The 18,503-nt window shown below is 38.3% G+C and carries 19 protein-coding genes and 1 pseudogene; 17 read left to right on the top strand and 3 right to left on the bottom strand.

Features of this window, described 5'->3' with window-relative positions:
- Window positions 1-435 carry a transporter substrate-binding domain-containing protein gene (locus tag BQ7314_RS16135; RefSeq protein WP_280953886.1) on the bottom strand — a complete coding sequence of 145 codons (435 nt, stop codon included), beginning with the start codon at window positions 433-435 and terminating at the stop codon, window positions 1-3.
- A gap of 10 nt (window positions 436-445) precedes the next feature.
- Entirely contained in the window at window positions 446-2,074 is a 1,629-nt protein-coding gene (gene pgi, locus BQ7314_RS11780) for a glucose-6-phosphate isomerase (RefSeq protein ID WP_174483888.1), read from the bottom strand.
- A gap of 246 nt (window positions 2,075-2,320) precedes the next feature.
- Here pgi and BQ7314_RS11775 point away from each other — a divergent pair, with 246 nt between their 5' ends.
- The 17 genes from BQ7314_RS11775 to BQ7314_RS11695 all read left to right on the top strand — a co-directional run bounded on the left by BQ7314_RS11775 (window position 2,321) and on the right by BQ7314_RS11695 (window position 17,178).
- Window positions 2,321-2,911, top strand: a complete 591-nt coding sequence (locus BQ7314_RS11775) for a hypothetical protein (protein WP_174483887.1) — start codon at window positions 2,321-2,323, stop codon at window positions 2,909-2,911.
- A 33-nt stretch (window positions 2,912-2,944) separates the two neighbouring features.
- The gene (locus tag BQ7314_RS11770) at window positions 2,945-4,672 is read left to right on the top strand and encodes a multicopper oxidase domain-containing protein (RefSeq protein ID WP_174483886.1); all 1,728 of its coding nucleotides are present in this window, start codon (window positions 2,945-2,947) and stop codon (window positions 4,670-4,672) included.
- A gap of 2 nt (window positions 4,673-4,674) precedes the next feature.
- Complete coding sequence (locus BQ7314_RS11765) at window positions 4,675-5,526, top strand: copper oxidase (RefSeq protein WP_174483885.1); 852 nt, start codon at window positions 4,675-4,677, stop codon at window positions 5,524-5,526.
- Between the two features lie 287 nt (window positions 5,527-5,813).
- Window positions 5,814-6,227 (top strand): YqaA family protein, encoded by a 414-nt coding sequence (locus tag BQ7314_RS11760; protein WP_174483884.1) that lies wholly within the window; start codon window positions 5,814-5,816, stop codon window positions 6,225-6,227.
- Window positions 6,228-6,470: 243 nt separating this feature from the next.
- Window positions 6,471-7,229, top strand: a complete 759-nt coding sequence (locus BQ7314_RS11755) for a hypothetical protein (protein ID WP_174483883.1) — start codon at window positions 6,471-6,473, stop codon at window positions 7,227-7,229.
- A gap of 41 nt (window positions 7,230-7,270) precedes the next feature.
- Window positions 7,271-8,182 (top strand): class I SAM-dependent methyltransferase, encoded by a 912-nt coding sequence (locus tag BQ7314_RS11750; protein WP_174483882.1) that lies wholly within the window; start codon window positions 7,271-7,273, stop codon window positions 8,180-8,182.
- Window positions 8,183-8,208: 26 nt separating this feature from the next.
- The gene (locus BQ7314_RS11745) at window positions 8,209-8,778 is read left to right on the top strand and encodes a YceI family protein (protein ID WP_174483881.1); all 570 of its coding nucleotides are present in this window, start codon (window positions 8,209-8,211) and stop codon (window positions 8,776-8,778) included.
- Window positions 8,779-9,039: 261 nt separating this feature from the next.
- Window positions 9,040-9,471 carry a hypothetical protein gene (locus BQ7314_RS11740; protein ID WP_174483880.1) on the top strand — a complete coding sequence of 144 codons (432 nt, stop codon included), beginning with the start codon at window positions 9,040-9,042 and terminating at the stop codon, window positions 9,469-9,471.
- A 30-nt stretch (window positions 9,472-9,501) separates the two neighbouring features.
- Complete coding sequence (locus BQ7314_RS11735; RefSeq protein WP_174483879.1) at window positions 9,502-10,545, top strand: DUF475 domain-containing protein; 1,044 nt, start codon at window positions 9,502-9,504, stop codon at window positions 10,543-10,545.
- Between the two features lie 28 nt (window positions 10,546-10,573).
- Window positions 10,574-10,777 carry an integrase gene (locus BQ7314_RS11730; protein WP_174483878.1) on the top strand — a complete coding sequence of 68 codons (204 nt, stop codon included), beginning with the start codon at window positions 10,574-10,576 and terminating at the stop codon, window positions 10,775-10,777.
- Between the two features lie 64 nt (window positions 10,778-10,841).
- Window positions 10,842-11,453, top strand: coding sequence for a TerD family protein (locus BQ7314_RS11725; RefSeq protein ID WP_174483877.1), 612 nt, complete (start codon window positions 10,842-10,844; stop codon window positions 11,451-11,453).
- A 114-nt stretch (window positions 11,454-11,567) separates the two neighbouring features.
- On the top strand, window positions 11,568-12,143 hold the full coding sequence (locus tag BQ7314_RS11720; RefSeq protein WP_174483876.1) for a TerD family protein: 576 nt from the start codon (window positions 11,568-11,570) through the stop codon (window positions 12,141-12,143).
- A 113-nt stretch (window positions 12,144-12,256) separates the two neighbouring features.
- The gene (locus BQ7314_RS11715) at window positions 12,257-13,411 is read left to right on the top strand and encodes a phosphoribosyltransferase domain-containing protein (protein WP_174483875.1); all 1,155 of its coding nucleotides are present in this window, start codon (window positions 12,257-12,259) and stop codon (window positions 13,409-13,411) included.
- A complete protein-coding gene (locus BQ7314_RS11710; protein ID WP_174483874.1) occupies window positions 13,389-14,135 on the top strand; it encodes an HAD family hydrolase in 747 nt (248 codons plus the stop codon). Before BQ7314_RS11715 ends, BQ7314_RS11710 begins: the two co-directional genes overlap by 23 nt.
- Window positions 14,132-15,223 carry a cysteine protease StiP family protein gene (locus BQ7314_RS11705; protein WP_174483873.1) on the top strand — a complete coding sequence of 364 codons (1,092 nt, stop codon included), beginning with the start codon at window positions 14,132-14,134 and terminating at the stop codon, window positions 15,221-15,223. Before BQ7314_RS11710 ends, BQ7314_RS11705 begins: the two co-directional genes overlap by 4 nt.
- A gap of 29 nt (window positions 15,224-15,252) precedes the next feature.
- Entirely contained in the window at window positions 15,253-15,705 is a 453-nt protein-coding gene (locus BQ7314_RS11700; RefSeq protein ID WP_174483872.1) for a tellurite resistance TerB family protein, read from the top strand.
- 366 nt (window positions 15,706-16,071) lie between these two features.
- Complete coding sequence (locus BQ7314_RS11695) at window positions 16,072-17,178, top strand: GGDEF domain-containing protein (protein WP_174483871.1); 1,107 nt, start codon at window positions 16,072-16,074, stop codon at window positions 17,176-17,178.
- Window positions 17,179-17,282: 104 nt separating this feature from the next.
- Here the strand turns inward: BQ7314_RS11695 and BQ7314_RS11690 are convergent.
- Window positions 17,283-18,383: pseudogene (locus tag BQ7314_RS11690) on the bottom strand (glycerophosphodiester phosphodiesterase family protein); the annotation flags it as partial.
- Window positions 18,384-18,503: the final 120 nt, after the last annotated feature.

Raw genomic sequence — 18,503 nt, 5'->3', positions numbered from 1 at the left:
TTAGTGCCTGAGCGAAAGATGATTTGTTCGGTGATTTCTTGGTAGGGGGGGGGTGAATAAGAATTGTTGCTGGCGGTCTGAGGTGATCGTTATGCCGGCAGCAGAAAAATCAGCTTCACCTGCTTGAGTTTTTTTTAAAATTTGCGCAAAAGTGTCGGGAATAATGAACTTGGTTTTGACTTGCAAATGTTGAGCGAATAACTGTACTAAATCATATTCTAAGCCAGAAAATCCAGTAGCGCCTTCATAATAAGTGGTTGGATCATAACGGGTTAATACCGTTAATAATCCAGTTTTTTTGACCCGATCCAGTTGGTTGGCGTATTGAATATCTGGAACAGGTGTTATTTTTTCTACTGCTGATTCACCTTGAGGCGCATCACATGCGCTTAATAAGGGGATCAGCAGTATTAGAAAAAAGCGTTGTAACAGCACAAAGTCAGGCTTAGCGTATTTTTTTGTAGTAATTAATTAAGCCATTGGTAGAGCTATCGTGTGATGTCACTGGGGTATCACTTTCAAGTTGTGGTAATATTTTTACGGCTAGAATCTTACCTAGTTCTACGCCCATTTGGTCATAACTATTGATATTCCAAATTTTTCCTTGTACAAAAATTTTATGTTCATACAGGGCGATTAATTTACCGAGAGTATGGGGGGTTAATTTTTCAAATAGAAATGAGTTAGTCGGTCTGTTGCCTGAAAATACTTTTGCAGCAATAAGGTTCTCACTGGCATCACTGCCTAGTGCAGCTTTAACTTCCTCGGCAGTTTTGCCTTTCATCAAGGCTTCGGTTTGCGCTAGAAAATTGGAAATAAGGATGTCGTGATGCTCAGCTAGGTCATAATGGCTTTGAGCGGGCGCTAGGAAATCACAAGGAATTAATTTAGTGCCCTGATGAATCAACTGGTAAAAAGCATGCTGGCCATTAGTACCTGGCTGCCCCCAAATAATAGGCCCTGTGCTGTAATCAGTAGGGTGACCTTCCAAGTCAACGCTTTTGCCATTACTTTCCATGTCGCCCTGTTGGAAATAGTCAGCAAAAAATTGCATAGTATGGGCATAAGGCAACATAGCATGTGATTCGGCACCAAAGAAATTGTTATACCAAATGCCTAATAATCCCATAATGACAGGGATATTTTTTTCGAATGGTGTTGTTTGGAAGTGCTTGTCTGCTTCGTGTGCTCCGGTTAATAATTCTTCAAAATTATCCATGCCTAGATACAAGGCAATTGATAGCCCGATAGAAGACCAGAGAGAATAACGCCCACCAACCCAATCCCAAAATTCAAACATATTATGAGTATCTATGCCAAATTCTGCGACATTCGTTTTGTGTGTAGACAGGGCAATAAAATGTTTTGCGACAGCTGATTTATCATTATTTGCATGATTTAATAGCCAAGAGCGCGCCGAAGAAGCATTGGTCATGGTCTCATGAGTGCTGAATGTTTTCGATGCCACTAAAAATAAAGTCGTTTCTGGTGGGACTTGGGACAGCGTTTCGACTAAGTCTGCTTGGTCAATATTAGACACAAAATGCACGCTCATACCCTCAATAGCATAAGGTGTTAGTGCCTTAGTGACCATTTTGGGGCCTAAATCTGAGCCACCGATACCGATATTGACGATATCGGTAATACGCTTACCTGTATAGCCAGTCCATTCTCCAGAGTGGACTGCGCTGCAAAAATCACGCATTTTTTGTAAGGCATGATTGATTTGTGGCATAACGTCAACATCATCGACATAAACAGGCGTATTACTGCGATTGCGCAACGCTGTATGTAAAACAGCGCGATTTTCTGTTTTATTAATACGTTTACCAGAAAACATATCGGTAATATGTGTTTTTAATTGGCACGCATTAGCTAATTTAAAGAGTAAGGGTAACGTATCTTCGGTGATTCTATTTTTTGAATAGTCAAACAAAAGGTCATCAAATAATATTGAATAGCTGTTAAATCGGCTGGGATCGGCTGCAAATAAGTCTCTGATATGTAATGGGTTAACATCTTGTTGGTGGGCTTTTAAAGCCTGCCATTCTGAGGAGTTTGTTAGATGAGACATTGATGAACCTTAAGGTTGCGGAAAGATAATGTTTAAAATTTTACGAAAAGCTGAGAGGGATAGCAATAGCAATAGCAATATAAGTACTATCTGATATAATAAAAAACAGCTAGTGATAGCTAAAGGAATAACCTTTCTTTGTACAGGTCTATATGATAGAGTTTTACTTTTATTTGCACCCTATTTAGTTTGGTGGTGGAATAACAGAAATCAAGAATTATAATAATATTTTAAGAGGAAGAAGTTATGAAAAAAAGTATCGTAAAGTCAAGTTTATTAGCGCTTGCGGGTTTGTTTTTTTCTGCAACATTATGGGCGCATGGTGGTGCTGCAGGTACAGATACCGATCAGTGTAAATTTGAATTAGAGCCAGATCATTGGATTCATTATACCGCTTACCAGCCACTGGCTTATCCAGCGGAAGATTTTTGTGGAAACCTTCCTGATATAGGAACAATGACACAGTTGGTATTCGATTATCAAGATATTAGATTTCGTAATATGGCGGTTGAATTTGAAGTAACTAAAGAGCCAGAAGGTACACAAATTTTCTTTATGCCAGCAAAAAAGCATAAATCAGGATCAGTTATTTTAAAACTACCTAACGGCGTGCCTGAAGTTGGTAAATATTTAATACATATCACCTTAGTAAAAGATAACGGTGAGCGATTAGATGCGCACATGAGTTTTGTTGCAGGTAAAGGAGCAGTGACAAGTTCAAAAACTATGTTTATGTATCTACTATTTGCTTTGGCGGGTCTATATGTTCTGTATCTTTCTCATGCTGGCTTTAAAAAGAAAGTCGATGAAATTATTGAGAATATCAAAAAAGCTTAAAGCCCCATTTCCTTTATTTTTAGGGTATAAATAATGCAGAAAAATCCTTTAGGAATACTATTGGGTACTGCTGTCATGCTGATGCCGTTCGCGGCTTCAGCTGTTGTCAGTTTACCTAAATCAGTAGAAATAGATCGCGGTGAAGTTGAATCACCTTGTAATGAAAATAATCCGGAATGGCGTGTCGCTCAGACCGTTGACGGAGTTGCTATGCAGGAGTCGCTGCGTTGTAGTCCCGATAATCCGTCGGATATCGCTGTTGAGGTGAAAGGCACGAATAATGTATCAATGGCAACATTGATGAATACTTATTATGCAGCCGATGCGATTATTAAAAAGAATGATATGGATGGGGATGGAGACCCTGACTTAATTATTATTAAATTGGAAGTTGCTGAGTTAAATGGACATTCACCAGACTTTAAAGGCTTAGTGCCTACTTTTGATATAGCGCCTGGGGTACAGCCAGGTATGTGGGTGTTTGCACCTAAGTCGCGTGGTATGGCGACTAACAGTTTTGTTGGGGTTGATGCTAATCCACTGCTAAGAGCGCCATCTCCGGTTATTAGGGTAGAGCAGGGCGATACGATTTGGATACAGTTGGAGAATACGCATTACTTTCCACATACGATTCATTTACATGGCATAGATCATCCGTGGGTGGATAGTTCGGGGGAAGGAAATGATGGTGTACCACAAACAAGTGATAAATTTGTTTTGCCAGGGCAGAGTAAAACGTATGAAATACGCCCACGTGTACCCGGCACTTTTGTTTACCATTGTCATGTACAAACCCATGTCCACCTAGCAATGGGCTTAGTTGGAATGTTTGTTGTAGAAGAGAACCGCCCGAATAACTGGGTGCAAACATTTAATGTTGGTGCAGGAGAGGTACGCCATCCATCGAAAGCGATTTTAGAAGATTATGATAGTGAATATGACTTACATTATCATGCGATGGATAACGAGTTGCACAGTATTATCCAAAAATATAATGACCCTCGGTTAATTGCGAAAAAAATGAACCGTGAATATGATATGACTGATTCAACAGAAGATTATCACACGCTCAATGGTCGTTCGTTTCCATATACCTTAAGAGAATCTATTATTGTTGCTGAGCCAGATAAAAATATAAAACTGCGTATTTTTAATAGTTCAGGTGAAACTTTGGCTATGCACACGCATGGGCATAAAGGGACAATTACTCATTATGATGGTGTTGAGCATAATCCCATCGCGCAGATTACGCGCGATGTTTATAATATTGCACCTGCACAGCGTAATGATATAAAAATTAATACGACCGATGATGGTTTTCACAATTATGGCGAAGGTATTTGGATTTTTCATGACCATCGTGAAAAAGGGATTACTACCAATGGTATGAATCCAGGGGGCAACGTCAGTGCTTTAGTGTATAAGAAATACCTGAATGAAGTGGGTTTACCTATGGGGATTGGTGAAAGTGTTATGCCTTTATTTACCAAGAAATTTCACGACCGTAAATTGCCAGTTTGGCAAAATATTGATGAGTGGAATAGCTTGGGTGAGGTTGATGCTGAAGGCTATGTAGCACCACCAGCCAGTAAAATGGCACCTCCAGATGTAACGCCAGGGTCTGCAGATATTCAAGCACCAACGGATAATTCATTTAGAAACCTAGTTTTTGGTTTGTTTTTGGGGTTATGTGCATACTTATTAGTCGTTAACCGCGCTAAAGTAATTGCCTTGATTTCTTCACTAAAAGGGGGGAAATGATAATGATTAAGTATTTATCAATAGCGGCACTAAGTTTGGCGTTGTCAGCACCCGTTTTTGCAGAAAAAGAATTTGAAGATCATACGTCAATGATGAACCACGGTGATGGCCATTTGATGGACATGACTGGGGGTATGGTCATGGGGCAAAATACTGATACTTTGCCGGGTGGTTGTGACAGAATTTCTGCAACAAAAGAAATTACTGTACATGCAGGGCATAAATATGCGAAAAAATTTCCAGGGCGTATGTTTGCTTTTGATGTTCAGGAGTACCAATTTGAACCTTGTACTAAATTAACGGTGCATTTTGTTAATGATGATAATGTGCGTCACCAGTGGATGATGCATGGTCTACCCAAGTACCTGTATCCTAAAGGGATGTTTCACCTGGAGGTGACAGGACCAGGCAAAGTAACAGGCACATTAATTTTTCCACCGGGAGATAAAACTTATCTAGTGCATTGCGATATCGCACAGCATATGGAAAAAGGTATGAAAGGCCAGTTAAAAATTGGCAAGGGTAATGGTGATTTACCTAGTATTCCTGGTGTGACAGCCTATGTGATCCAAGATAACTATGCTGATGAAATATCGGAAGAAAGCTTATCTGATACCGTAGTTGAAGAATTTACTGAAATGAAGGATAAGGTTGTTGGCAATGACTCTTATTTTTCAGGGCTTACTATTATTGGTTTAGCCATCGGTTTAATTCTTGCACCTTTATTAGTACGTAAATTTAGTGGTATGAGTGCTGGTGAAGTCTTCATATACCTTGTCAGGCTAGTTAAGCAGGCTGTTGATATCGTAGTAAAAGTAATTTCTTGGTTGGTTAATTTAGTAAAGAAGCGCTAGTTCGCTTTTTATTTTAAACTTCGGTTAAGCCCCTATTGAGAGCATCAATAGGGGCTTTTTTATGCAGCAATTCTCAATTTAGGATTCAGTGATAAAATAAATCCAATTCCTTACCCCAAAAAAATTCTATAAGTGATAGAGACAGTCGAACAAATAACAACAGATAGCTGGCAATCATTACTGGAATTTATGCTGAGAGGGCTAGAAATTCCGATACCAGAAATATGAGAAATCCTAAATTGAGAATTGCTGTTTTTTATGACTATTGATAAAGAGAGAATGATTAGGTGCTAGAACTTTGGGGGTTATTTGTTAGTGCTTTTGTTTCATCTACGATTGCACCGGGTGGCTCGGAAGCGGTGCTGGCTTATTTAGTGGCAGAACAGTTACAGCCGGTAATGTTGCTTGTTGCTATTGCTACTATTGGTAATACTTTAGGGGCATTAACAACTTGGTGGTTAGGGGCTTTGGCGGCAAAGAAATATCCTGCCGAGCATGTTTTAGATAAAAAAAAGCAGAAATCACTGACTTGGGTGCGCCGTTGGGGTAACTGGAGTTTACTTTTGTCATGGCTGCCGGTTGTCGGTGATGGTTTGTGTTTTGCAGGAGGTTGGCTAAAATTACCTGTTTTAATGGCTGTACTATTTATTTTTTTTGGAAAATTAGTGCGCTATCTTTTCGTTGCCTATTGGTTTGTATAAATACCTGACTGGAATGCTATGTTAAAATAGTGCCTAGGATAACTGTTCATAGACTCTTCTAACAATATTATTATTTTCGAAATATTTAGTGGGAATCTATTGGTTGATATAGATTCCCACTAAAGCTTGTGCCTGTTGGACTGACTAGCATAAAGTCATAACGGAAATATTTTGATGTTTTCTAGAGAAATTTTGAACGGTTATTGACTGAAATATAAATTAACAGATAGGAGTGAGCTTTATATGTTGCGCAATTTTCCTAAGCCTGGAGTGGCTTATGCTCATAATATTCTTGATTATAAAATTGTTGCTTTTACTTTTAGCTGCACTGCCATTTGCTTGACTTTAGATGGTTTTGCCCCGCAAAAGCTACAATGGGTATTGGCATTTTTTGGTTATATTTTTTTAGCTGTCCTACTAGCCCGTGAGTCAAAATTAGTCCGTGCACAAGTTTGTGTGGCTTTAATATTTGCAACAATAGGTGAATTATTTGCATCTCCTTATATGCAAGGATATATCTATCGTTTTGGTAGTGTCCCTCTGTATGTTCCTGCTGGACATGGCATGGTTTATCTAACGGCAGTTATTTTGGCGCGTTCTGGTTTTTTCTTGCGCCATGCACGTGCTATAGCTGCTTTTATTATTGTATCTTGTGGCACATGGTCAATTTGGGGGTTAACTTCTTATGCAGAGCGTAGTGATCAAGTTGGGGCTATTTTGTTTGTGGTATTTTTAATTTATTTATTTAAAGGTAAGTCTCCGATGATTTATTTGGGCGCTTTTTTTATTACCACATGGTTAGAGTTAATTGGAACCAGTGCAGGGACGTGGGCATGGGCCCCTATTGATCCTGCTTCTGGTTTAACGCAAGGAAACCCACCTAGCGGTGTAGCAGCGTGGTACTGTTTGGTCGATGCTGTCGCAATGGCAGGTGCTGGCCCTGCTCTAATACTGGCTTCTAAAGTAAAAGCTAAATTTAGCTTTGTTAAACAAACCGTATAAAACATACGCCTTACCTTAATAGAAAAAAATAAAAATTAAACATGCACATTATTAAACCAAACCAAGACTATCGTGATGGTCCTTTGCAAAGTGATGCTAATGCATCACCAGAAGCATTAAGAGCAGATGCTGTTAGGCATTATGATGCATGCTATTGGGATTATTTGTTTGCTTGGAGTAACCGGAATGATCTCGCATTACATTATGGTTATTGGGATAAAAATACCCAGTCACATACCCAATCTTTGCTTAATAAAAATCAGAAATTGTATGATGCAGCAGGGATAAAGCCAGTTGATAAAGTGCTTGATGCGGGCTGTGGTATTGGTGGTAGTTCAATCTGGATGGCTAAAAATCATGGCAATAAGATGAAGGCCATTACCATCAGTGCTAAGCAAGCGCACTATGCAGGCTTGCACGCAAAACGTCATGGTGTAGCTGATTTAGTTGAGTTTGATGTGTCTGATTTTTGTAATACCCCTTACCCTGATGAGAGTTTTGATATCGTTTGGGGCTTAGAAAGTGTTTGTCATGCCTTAAATAAGGGGGATTTTCTGCGTGAAGCTTATCGCTTATTGCGTAAAGGCGGGTGCGTTGTAGTCTGTGATGGATTTTTGACTAGCAGTGAGATTTCTGATCAAGATTGGCCATTCGTGGTAGATTGTTTGAATGGTTGGGCTGTGCCTAATTTATGTTTGCGTGCTGAGTTTGAACAGCTATTAATTGACAATAAGTTTGAACAGATTAGATATGATGATATTACAGAGCAAACGATGCCTTCTGTCGATTATATGTATAAAGTGGCCAAACGCTTACAGCCTGTGCAAAAAATTAGTCAGTGGTTAGGTATGCGTAATGAAACTCAGACCGCTAATTTTAAAGTTGGCCTAGCGCAACATCATTTATTCTATAATAAACTGGTTGAATACGGTATATTTACAGCTCAAAAATAATTTTTTAAAACGTAGGGATATAAATCATGAAAAAAATAATATTTTTTAGCTTATTAATGCTATCACAGTCTATTTTGGCTGACTGGGTGTTGGAGAAAGACCAGTCAGTCTTAAACTTTATTACCACTAAAAATGCTAGCAAAACGGAAGTACAAAGCTTTGATATTATGCAGGGCAGTATTAAGCAAAGTCTAGCGACTTTAACAGTTGATTTAAGTAGTGTTGATACAGGTATTGATATTAGAGATGAGCGCTTACGTGAACTATTTTTTAATGTTGCTAAATTTCCACAAGCAACAGTTAGCTTGAAAATAGATGCCGCAGATATAAAAGCAATCAAGCTAGGGTATAGTCAAGAAATGTCATTAGATGCCGTTATTAATTTACATGGAGTAAAGCAAACTGTGCCGGTAGTTGTGCAAGTAATAAAACTAAAAGAAGGCAAATTATTAGTTTTTTCTAAGCAGCCACTTATCGTTAATTTAAGTAAATTTAACTTACTAGCAGGGCTTAATAAATTACGTGAAATTGCCAAGTTACAAAATATTAATATGGCTGTCCCCGTCACTTTTAGTTTATTATTTATGAAAAAGTAACGCGCTAAAGTTTTCCCATTGTACTCAACGGTAACAAATAATCTTGCAAGCTATGTACTGCTACAGTTAGCTTTTCAATTATTGGAAAATTTCAGCCAACAAGTTATGACTATAAATTTAAGAAGGAGTCACTATGATTCTCGTTCTTCTTGTTAGCTATTAAGTTAAAATAGCAGACGTAGGATAGGATGCGCTGAGGTGCGAAGCACCTCAACTCCCTCTATCAAGTGTAAACATTATTTATTTTTTTAGTTGGTCATTATGCAAAAGAAAAACATATTTAGATTAGGTTCATTAGCGATAAGTTTAAGTTTGGTACTTATTTTGAGCGCTTGCTCTGATGATGAACCTAAACAGAAAGTTAGTCAGGTTCACAACCCTTTTGATCATACACATGATGGCGTTGTAACCGATATACAGAAACATGTGTTTGAGCATGATTTTGCCGAACAGTGTGTGGATAGAGAAGTGGCTCAATCGAATAATAAAGAATACGATAAAAAACGTTACGCTAAGCCTTGTATGTGTATTGCCCAATTTATGTTGAAAGACTTAACAGCAATTGAAGCTGAAAAATTTATTAAAGAAAATAAAAGTACGCAATCTTTGAGAATTCGTTTTGAAAATGCGGCTTATCATTGTTTGCAAGAAAAGCAACAAGTTAAATCACCGCAACTGTTTAATAAGCGATAAGTCATTTTTTATATCTAGTGGGATAATTTTATGCAACATTTTCGTCTTTCTTTTTTTGTTACACTTATCTGTATCATATTATCCTACCTATGGGCGGGTGTTTATGGTGTGTTTATTACAGCTATACTGGGTGTTTTAGAGGTGAGTTTGTCTTTTGATAATGCCGTTGTGAATGCTTCAATCTTAAAGCGAATGGATGATAAGTGGCAACAATACTTTTTAACTTGGGGGATTTTAGTTGCCGTTTTTGGCATGCGCTTACTGTTTCCCATTGTGATTGTCGCGGTAGCAACTGGTATTAGTTTTGCTGGTGTAACAGATATGGCCTTAAATGACACTGAAACTTACGCTCAGCATTTAATGGCATCACATATACAAATTGCCGCCTTTGGTGGTATGTTTTTGTTAATGGTATTTTTCTCTTTTATTTTTGATGAAGGTAAAGATATTCATTGGCTGGGGTATATTGAAGAAAAATTAGCTTCATGGGGTAAATTAGAAGCTATTGAAGTGATTGTAGCCTTAAGCCTTTTGTTGATTGTACAAGGCTTGCTGCCAGAAAATGTGCGCTTAGAGGCACTGGTTGCTGGTGTTTTTGGTGTTATCTTATTTGTTGTTGTGGATAGCTTAGCGGCATTATTTGAGGATGGGGAAGAAGGTGATGCTGTCAGCGGACTGGTCAAAAAAGCGGGCATGATGAGTTTTATTTATTTAGAGGTATTAGATGCTTCCTTTTCATTTGATGGCGTGATTGGTGCTTTTGCTATTACCCAAGATGTCGTTATTATTATGCTGGGTTTGGCTATGGGGGCCATGTTTGTACGAAGCTTGACCGTTTATTTAGTGCGTCAAGGCACATTAGATGAATATATCTTTTTGGAGCATGGTGCGCATTATGCGATTGGTATATTAGCAGTAATTATGTTGATCAGTATGACAGTGCATGTATCAGAAGTGATTACGGGATTAGCAGGGGCTTTATTAATTGCATTGTCTGTGTATTCATCTATTCAGTATAAAAAGGATAATGAAACTGACAGTGCAAATAAATTTAAAGCAAACACCTTTAAATAAGCCTGTTATCTAAAGGAGGGGACTGCTAATGACAACAATGATTTCTGAAGTTTACGATGTTTTTATTTCCGCAGGTGCTGATGAAGAAAAAGCCAGAAAAGCCGCTGAGGCTGTAGCTGAGCATGAACAACGTTTTGATCATATTGATAAGGAATTGCTATTATTAAAATGGATGATGGGCGTTATGCTAGCTGGTATAGTCTCTTTGGTATTGAAAGCTTTTTTTGTTTAAGGAGCGCTTTTAATGTTTTTCATTCTAAAGCTAAAATAAAATTTTTATCTAAATAGGAAAAATAATGGCAATTTCATTACAAAAAGGGCAACGTATCAGCCTTGAAAAATCAAGTGGCGGCGCATTACAGAAATTATGTGTCGGTGCTAACTGGGGGGCGATTGAGAAAAAAGGCCTACTGGGTGGCAAAAAAATGGTCGCAGTAGACCTGGATTTGTCTGTCGCTTTGTTTGATAGCAATAAGACTTTATTGGATTTGGTTTATTTTGGTCAATTGCAAGCAAAGAAAGGGGGTATTAAACATTCTGGAGATGATACGGAAGGGGATGTTGGTGGTGATGACGGTTTAGATAATGAAGTCGTTAGCATTGATTTATCGGCTATTGATAGCAATGCAGCGCAAGTTGTTTTTATTCTAAACTCATATAAAAACCAAGATTTTAAAGATATCCCCTTTGCTAGTGTACGTATTTATGAAGGTACACCAAGCCGAGTAGATGAAATTTTTGCTACTTATGATATTGCCAATGATGAAAAATTTGCTGGTTCAGTGGCAATGGTCATGGGTAAAATGTATCGTCATAATGGCGCTTGGAAATTCTCAGCTATTGGGGATGCGACTAAAGACAGCAAACTAGAACAGATTGTAAAAACAGTTCAACAGCAATATTTATAACATTATTTGGCTACCCACTTAACATGGGACACATAAAAATTTGCTTTACAAACAGGGTGAATGCCCCGTTTTAAGTTCGTAACTCACTATTTACATAACAACGAGGATATAAGGATGGCAGTATCATTAAGTAAAGGCGGTAATGTTAATTTAAGTAAAGAAGCACCTGGATTAACGAAAGTGGCAGTCGGTTTAGGTTGGGATAATCGCGCGACAGATGGCGCAGATTTTGACTTAGATGCTGTGGCATTTTTGCTTGGCGCTGATGGTAAAGTATCAGCTGATGCTGATTTTATTTTTTATAACAACCTAAAGTCAACATGTGGATCAGTTCAGCATATGGGCGATAACACGACTGGCGAAGGTGATGGTGATGATGAAGTAGTAGAAATTACACTCTCAAATGTTCCGGCTACTATTCAACGCATTGTTGTTGCCGTCACTATTCATGACGCTGAAACACGTAAGCAGAATTTTGGCCAAGTAAGCAATGCTTTTATGCGAGTCGTTAATGCCGATAATAACAATGAAATTGCGCGTTATGATTTATCTGAAGATGCAAGTACTGAAACAGCAATGATTTTTGGTGAGCTGTACCGTCATAATGGCGACTGGAAATTTAAAGCCGTAGGCCAAGGTTTTGTAGGTGGTTTAGGTCTATTGGCTGCTAGTTTTGGTGTCAGTGTTTAAATAGCAATATTTACCTTGTGTAAAAAAGGCTTTAGCCGCGATAGTTGTACCGTTCGTGCCTGAGGCCTTTTTCATGCCATGAGATTATATAAATACAACTATAAGGCATTATTTTGTCTATCATAAGTGTTTCGCTACCCACGGGTGAGTTACGTTTAACCTTAGCGGCTAGTGATTTTAAGCTTAATGAACTGACTGATTATGCAGCTCGGCAAAATCCTAAACGCGGGTTTATGTTTGTCAGTAAGTTATTAGCCAAATATTGGCCATCTCAGCCGTCAGAAATGTTACGTATGCATCAGTATTTGGCACAAGCATTGGCTAAATCAATTGTGGGATCTAGTGTTTTTATTGGTATGGCAGAAGCAGCAGCAGGTTTAGGGCAGGGGGTTTATGAGGCCTATTTAGACCAAACCACGCAGACAGAACACCTTTTTATCCATACCTCACGCTACTTTTTAGACACGATTCAAGCCGTCGATTTCCAAGAACAGCATAGCCATGCCAGTCAGTTTTATTTATATGTGCCGCATGAAACAGCTTTAAAAAGTACTTTTTTGCAGGCGAAAACCTTAGTGTTGATTGATGATGAGGTCACCACTGGCACAACATTTATCAATTTAATCACCGCCTATCAAAAAGTAAACCCACAGTTACAGCGCGTGTTAATTGTTAGCATTTTAAGCTTTATTGATTTACAGCGCCAAGTGAAGATACAGCAACTAGTGGGCGTAGAAGTTAGGTTTATCAATGCCTTATCGGCACAGGTTGATTTTAAGCGTGATGCAAATTATCAATACACACAAATACCTAATGTAAATAGTAAGGCAGAATGTAAACGTCAAAACTTATCATTAAAAGCAGGTCGCTTAGGTATTTATGGAAAAATGGCATGGGATAAGACTGTATTACAAGGATTAATGCAAACGTGGCACTTTGGTGCGAAAATTTTAGTATTAGGCACCGGTGAATTTGTCCATTTAGCTTTTTTAATCGCCTATTATTTAGAGCAACAGGGCTGGGCTGTAAAAGTACAATCTACCGCACGCTCACCTTTACTAAAAGGCGCAGCAATCCAGGAAAAAATAATCTTGCAGGATAATTATGCTGATAATATTCCTAATTACTTATATAACGTGCGCGAAGGACAATATGAGCACATTATTATTTGCCATGAAACGCCAGTGTGTGACTCTTTAACTCAATTTGCACAGCGTTTCAATGCAGATTTACTTTATTATGCCGATGGAAAAATTTCTCTTTCTTGATTTAGATGATACGGTATTTCAGACTGCCAGAAAATGTACGAGTCTAGATCAAGCAACACCAGCAAGTTATAACCTGGCTGGTGAGCCTAGTTCCTATTTTTTGCCTAAGCAACGAGCATTATTGAATGCCTTGGCAGAGCAATGGCGTATTATTCCCACAACAGCCAGAACTCAAGCGTCTTATGCGCGCGTTGATTTAGGCGTACCTTGTCTTGATGGGGCTATTTTAAATCATGGGGCTACTATTTTAGATGCGGACGGCATGGAAGATAATCAATGGCGCGCTCAAATAGGTTCGCCTTTAAGTGCCTTGTCGGCTGCATTGCTCGCCATCAAACAGGCTATTGAACGCTATGCACAGCAGCAGGCTCTCGGTATTTTAGTGCGCATTACCACAGAATCTTCCCTAGATTATTATGTGGAAGTACGCCATCTTCAGGCGAGTGCTTCTGCATTACAAAGCTTATTACAGGTCTACATTCAGCCTTTATTACTAGACTATAGCGACTTTCACGTTTATTTAAATAATAACTCTTTAACCATTTTGCCGCATTGCGTAAATAAATCGCATGCAGTTGAGTACTGTATTAAAGCTTTAGAGCAAGAATATGGTGAAATCATCACGATGGGCATGGGCGATAGTTTAAGCGATGCACCATTTATGGCTTTATGCGATTATGTGATGACCCCGAAACACACCCAATTACACGGTTGTTTAGTATGAGTGGGGCTATATTTACAGGCAGTTATCATGCCAATGATGTACAGATTTTACTAAAAGTGATTGATGTGCCTGATACTTCGGTGGAAGAAAAAGAACGTCGTATTCAACAAGAGCAACGGCATTATAGCGAAATGTTAAGTCATGAAAGCTTGCCATCAGCACAATACATGCAACTATTTCACCAGGCCATGCAGGATAATCAAATGCAAATGGCGAAAGATTGCTTGTGTTTGGCGCAGAAAATTGCCGCATGTCGGGTAGGTGAAATTGTATTGGTTTCTTTGGCGCGAGCAGGAACGCCAGTGGGCGTTGTATTAAAGCATACCTTAAGTCAGTATTTTCAGCGTGAGGTCAGTCATTATTCCATTTCGATTATTCGGGATCGGGGTATCGATGAAAATGCCTTAAATTATATTTTAGCGCGACATAAAGACAGTAGTATTGTTTTTGTTGATGGCTGGACAGGCAAGGGGGTTATTGCCCGTGAACTAAAACAGAGTATTGACGGTTTTAATCAACGTTACGCACTGCATATTGATTCCGGCTTATATGTTTTAGTTGATTTAGCCGGTGTTGCCGCAGTAGCGGCCAGTGCGGAAGATTATTTAATTCCCTCATCCATTTTAAACGCTACCTTATCGGGATTAATCAGTCGCTCGGTTTTAAATGCGAACTATATTAATGCACAGGATTTTCATGGCTGTGTGTATTATCAACAGTTTGCAGAGGCTGATTTATCACAATGGTTTGTGACCGAATTATTGAGCTGTATTGAGAAGTTACGTTTAAGCGGTGAGCATGACAAACAGGCAGAGGTTGATTGTATAGCCTTGCAACAGCAATCAAAAGCATTTATTGTCCGCATAAAACAGCAATATCAAATTAGTGATGAAAATAGAATTAAACCCGGCATAGGTGAGGCAACACGGGTTTTATTACGACGAGTGCCAGATTTAGTATTATTACGTGATAAAAATGATGCAGCAGTAACACATTTAAGTATACTGGCAAAAGAAAAACAAGTAAGCATTCTATACCAAGCTGACCTACCTTATCGGGCAGTGTCTTTAATTAAAGATGTAAGTTAAATTAATAATAACCAACAGAGGATAGTAAGATGAGTTTAAGAGATTTAATGGATGGCTTAAAAGAAAAAGCAAATGAGCTAAAAACAGAAGCTTTGAAATTTAAGAATAAAGATTTTTTACAAGCAGCAATGGCGGGTTCTGCCTTATTAGCGTTAGCCGATGGTGAAATTTCACCTGAAGAAAAACGTAAAATGGTTAAATTTATTGAAAACTATGAACCATTATCTGTTTTCAAAATGACCGATATTATTGGTGCATTTGGCGAATTTGTTAATCAATTAGAATTTGATAATGATTTAGGTGAGGCAAAGGCTTTTGAGGCAATTGGTAAAATGAAAAACAATAGCCAGGCTGCACGATTGATTATGCGTTTAGTGATTGCTATTGGCGCTGCTGATGGCGATTTTGATGACCATGAAAAAGCAATGGCGCGTCGAATCGCGATAGAGTTAGGTCTGACTGCCTCTGAATTTGAGCTGTAAATAGTATTGATCGCACTCAGTTGTTTGACTGAGTGCGTATATTTGCGGAATGACAATCTAGTAGGCTACTGAGTAGTAAGTTTTATTTTAAAAATATATTTTAATTATAATTCAAAGGCATAGGGTGAAATATTTCATTTTTTTAATAAATTCTTATACTTGATGTCCACGTTTTCAGCAATAATTATACGAATTCAGGTTGATAGGATATTTTAAAATTGATTTTTAGGTGTATTTATAGTTTTTAGTGAAATTATAAATATAATCAATCTATTAAAAGCATTGATATCGGGTTGTAGGGAGTAGTTCTGTTTAGGGTGTCATACCTAGAGCCCGTAAGTGGAGTAGCTATTATAAGGCTTTGTTATGAAAAAAAATGGGTTGGTTGATATAGATTTTGAGCGTATCAATTTACTTTACCAGAGTGCTCCGATAGCTGTTAATGGGCTGCTAGTTGGTTTTTTTACCTTGTTTTTTGCTGTCAGAGAGCTATTGCCCACTAATTATTTAGTTTTTTGGGGAGGGGCTTTTTCTATTGCTCTGATTTGGCGAATAGGTTTAATTATTGCGTTCAGATGGCAAATAGCTGTAGACAAAATTAATCCACAAAATATCCAGAAATGGGAGTATTTTTGGGTAGCAATGACGGTGTTTACTGCGACTGTTTTTTCGGTTTTAGTTTTTTTTCCTTTTAGCCATGATGCATTGATTGCTTTACTGTTTATCGCAATGGTGTTTATGGGGATGTCATCAGGTAGTGCTATTTCTTCGAATTCATCTGTTATGGTGGTTTTGGCATTTTTGACACCAACGAGCTGTTCGCTTGTTTTTAAGACTATATATGATGCACAACCTTATTATTTTTTAATTGCTTTTGTTTATACATTTTTTTATTTGGTACTAGTCTTTTTGACTCTAAATGGTAATCGAGTCGTTGTTGATAATATTAAATTAAGACAGCATAGTGAATATCAATCAATAATTGATATCTTGACAAGCTTGATTAATAGACGAGGTTTGAAGTTATTTATTGATAAGTTAATTCCACAGGCACAGCGTAGTCGCATGCCTTTTTCAATTGTTATTTTGGATATTGATTTTTTTAAGCGATTTAATGATACCCATGGACATTTAAAAGGTGACCAAGTTTTGGTGCAAGTAGCAGCGTGTTTGGAAAAAGTAGCGCGCGAAGAAGATTTGGTAACTCGTTTTGGTGGTGAAGAATTTTTGATAGTGCTGCCTGATGCTAATTTAGATATGGCTGCTAAAGTTGTTGAACGTATAATGATAGCTGTGCGCAATGATACGGAGGTGACTATTAGTTCTGGCCTAGCAATGTTTACTCCCGATATAAGCTTTGAACAATTGGTAAAGAATGCTGATGATGCATTGTATTTAGCTAAAAAACAGGGGCGAGATCGGTTTGTTATTGCTGATAATATCTATGCTGATAAGGCTTGTTTGATCAATTAGACAGCATTAGAATATGTTCTGACCATAATGATTGGCCATTATGCCTAGCTGAAAAAGGATGGGTCTTGTCTTTACCCACCCTAGATACAGATTTCAGTGCTTAATTATAAGCCCATGCAATTTGCATAATAAGTGACCGTTCCAGGCCAGTCAGAAAAGATACCCGTGACACCAACATCTTTAGCCAATACATCCAACAAAGTTAACATATCACCATCATTATTGATTGCATTAGCAATACTTTGATAATACCAACCACCACCACTTTCTAATGGGCCTGAGCGCTCCAAAGTCCAAGTGATAATTTTTAAGCCAGCAGCTTTAGCTTGAATTGCATACTCTGAAGGTACAATTTTTCCATCACTATTAACAGTTACTAAAACCCACATAGGCGGTGCAATATATTTTACACCATCTGCTGCGATTTTAGCCATGCTCATAGGCTCCCATGTCGTCGCATCATTTGGGTTAAAATTAGGATACTGTGCAGTATCTGCAGCGGTTTCACCGTATCGACCATCCAAGAACACTGCTTGAGCACCGAAATCAGGCTCATTTTTTATCCAATATAAGATATCGCTATAATTAAATGACTGTAAAAACACATCTGTCGCAGGAACTCCAGCTGATTTGTATTGGTCAACCATTTTTTGTGCATATGCTTCTTGGGTAAAGTCACCTTGATAAGGCATTGTTACACTAGGTGTTTTTAATTCAGGAGTCATTTTTACACCTGCTTTTTTAAATAACTCAATGCTTTCCTTATGAGTCATTACCTTGCCACAAGCTGCATATAGATCAGTACGAAAATTAGGGGTAGCATTCATATAGCCAGCTACCGTAGTGGCACTCGTATTGGCAGCATCCATTTTGGCACATAAACTTTCAAACTCTGTTAAGGTGAAGTCACTGGCACAACATTCTGTTGCCTCAGGGTTTGCAGCATCAAAGGGAGTAGAGCACTTAGCTGCTAATTCTGGACGTGCCAAAACATCGGTTGTGGTATGTAAATCACATTGTGAGTGACGACATACCATTTCACGGTCTTTAGTAAAGGTAACATCGCATTCCACAATTCCCGCACCCATACGGATAGCCGCATCGTAAGATTGTTTTGAATGCTCAGGGTACTGTAAACCTGCTCCTCTATGACCGATAGAAAAATCTGTTTTATGAAAAGGGCCTTCGCTGCATTGTTGTAATTTCTAATAAGTAAACCCCCAGCTTTGCTGGGGGACTCATAAAGTTTGACAATTACGGGAATCATCGTGAGTCTCCCTATCTGTGAACCGCCGAAAGTTCAAAAGATAAGGAAACAAACGATG

Origin of the sequence: methanotrophic endosymbiont of Bathymodiolus puteoserpentis (Logatchev) (assembly GCF_900128525.1) — a bacterium.
Lineage (GTDB): Bacteria > Pseudomonadota > Gammaproteobacteria > Methylococcales > Methylomonadaceae > Methyloprofundus.
This window is presented reverse-complemented; position numbering and strand designations above follow the sequence as displayed.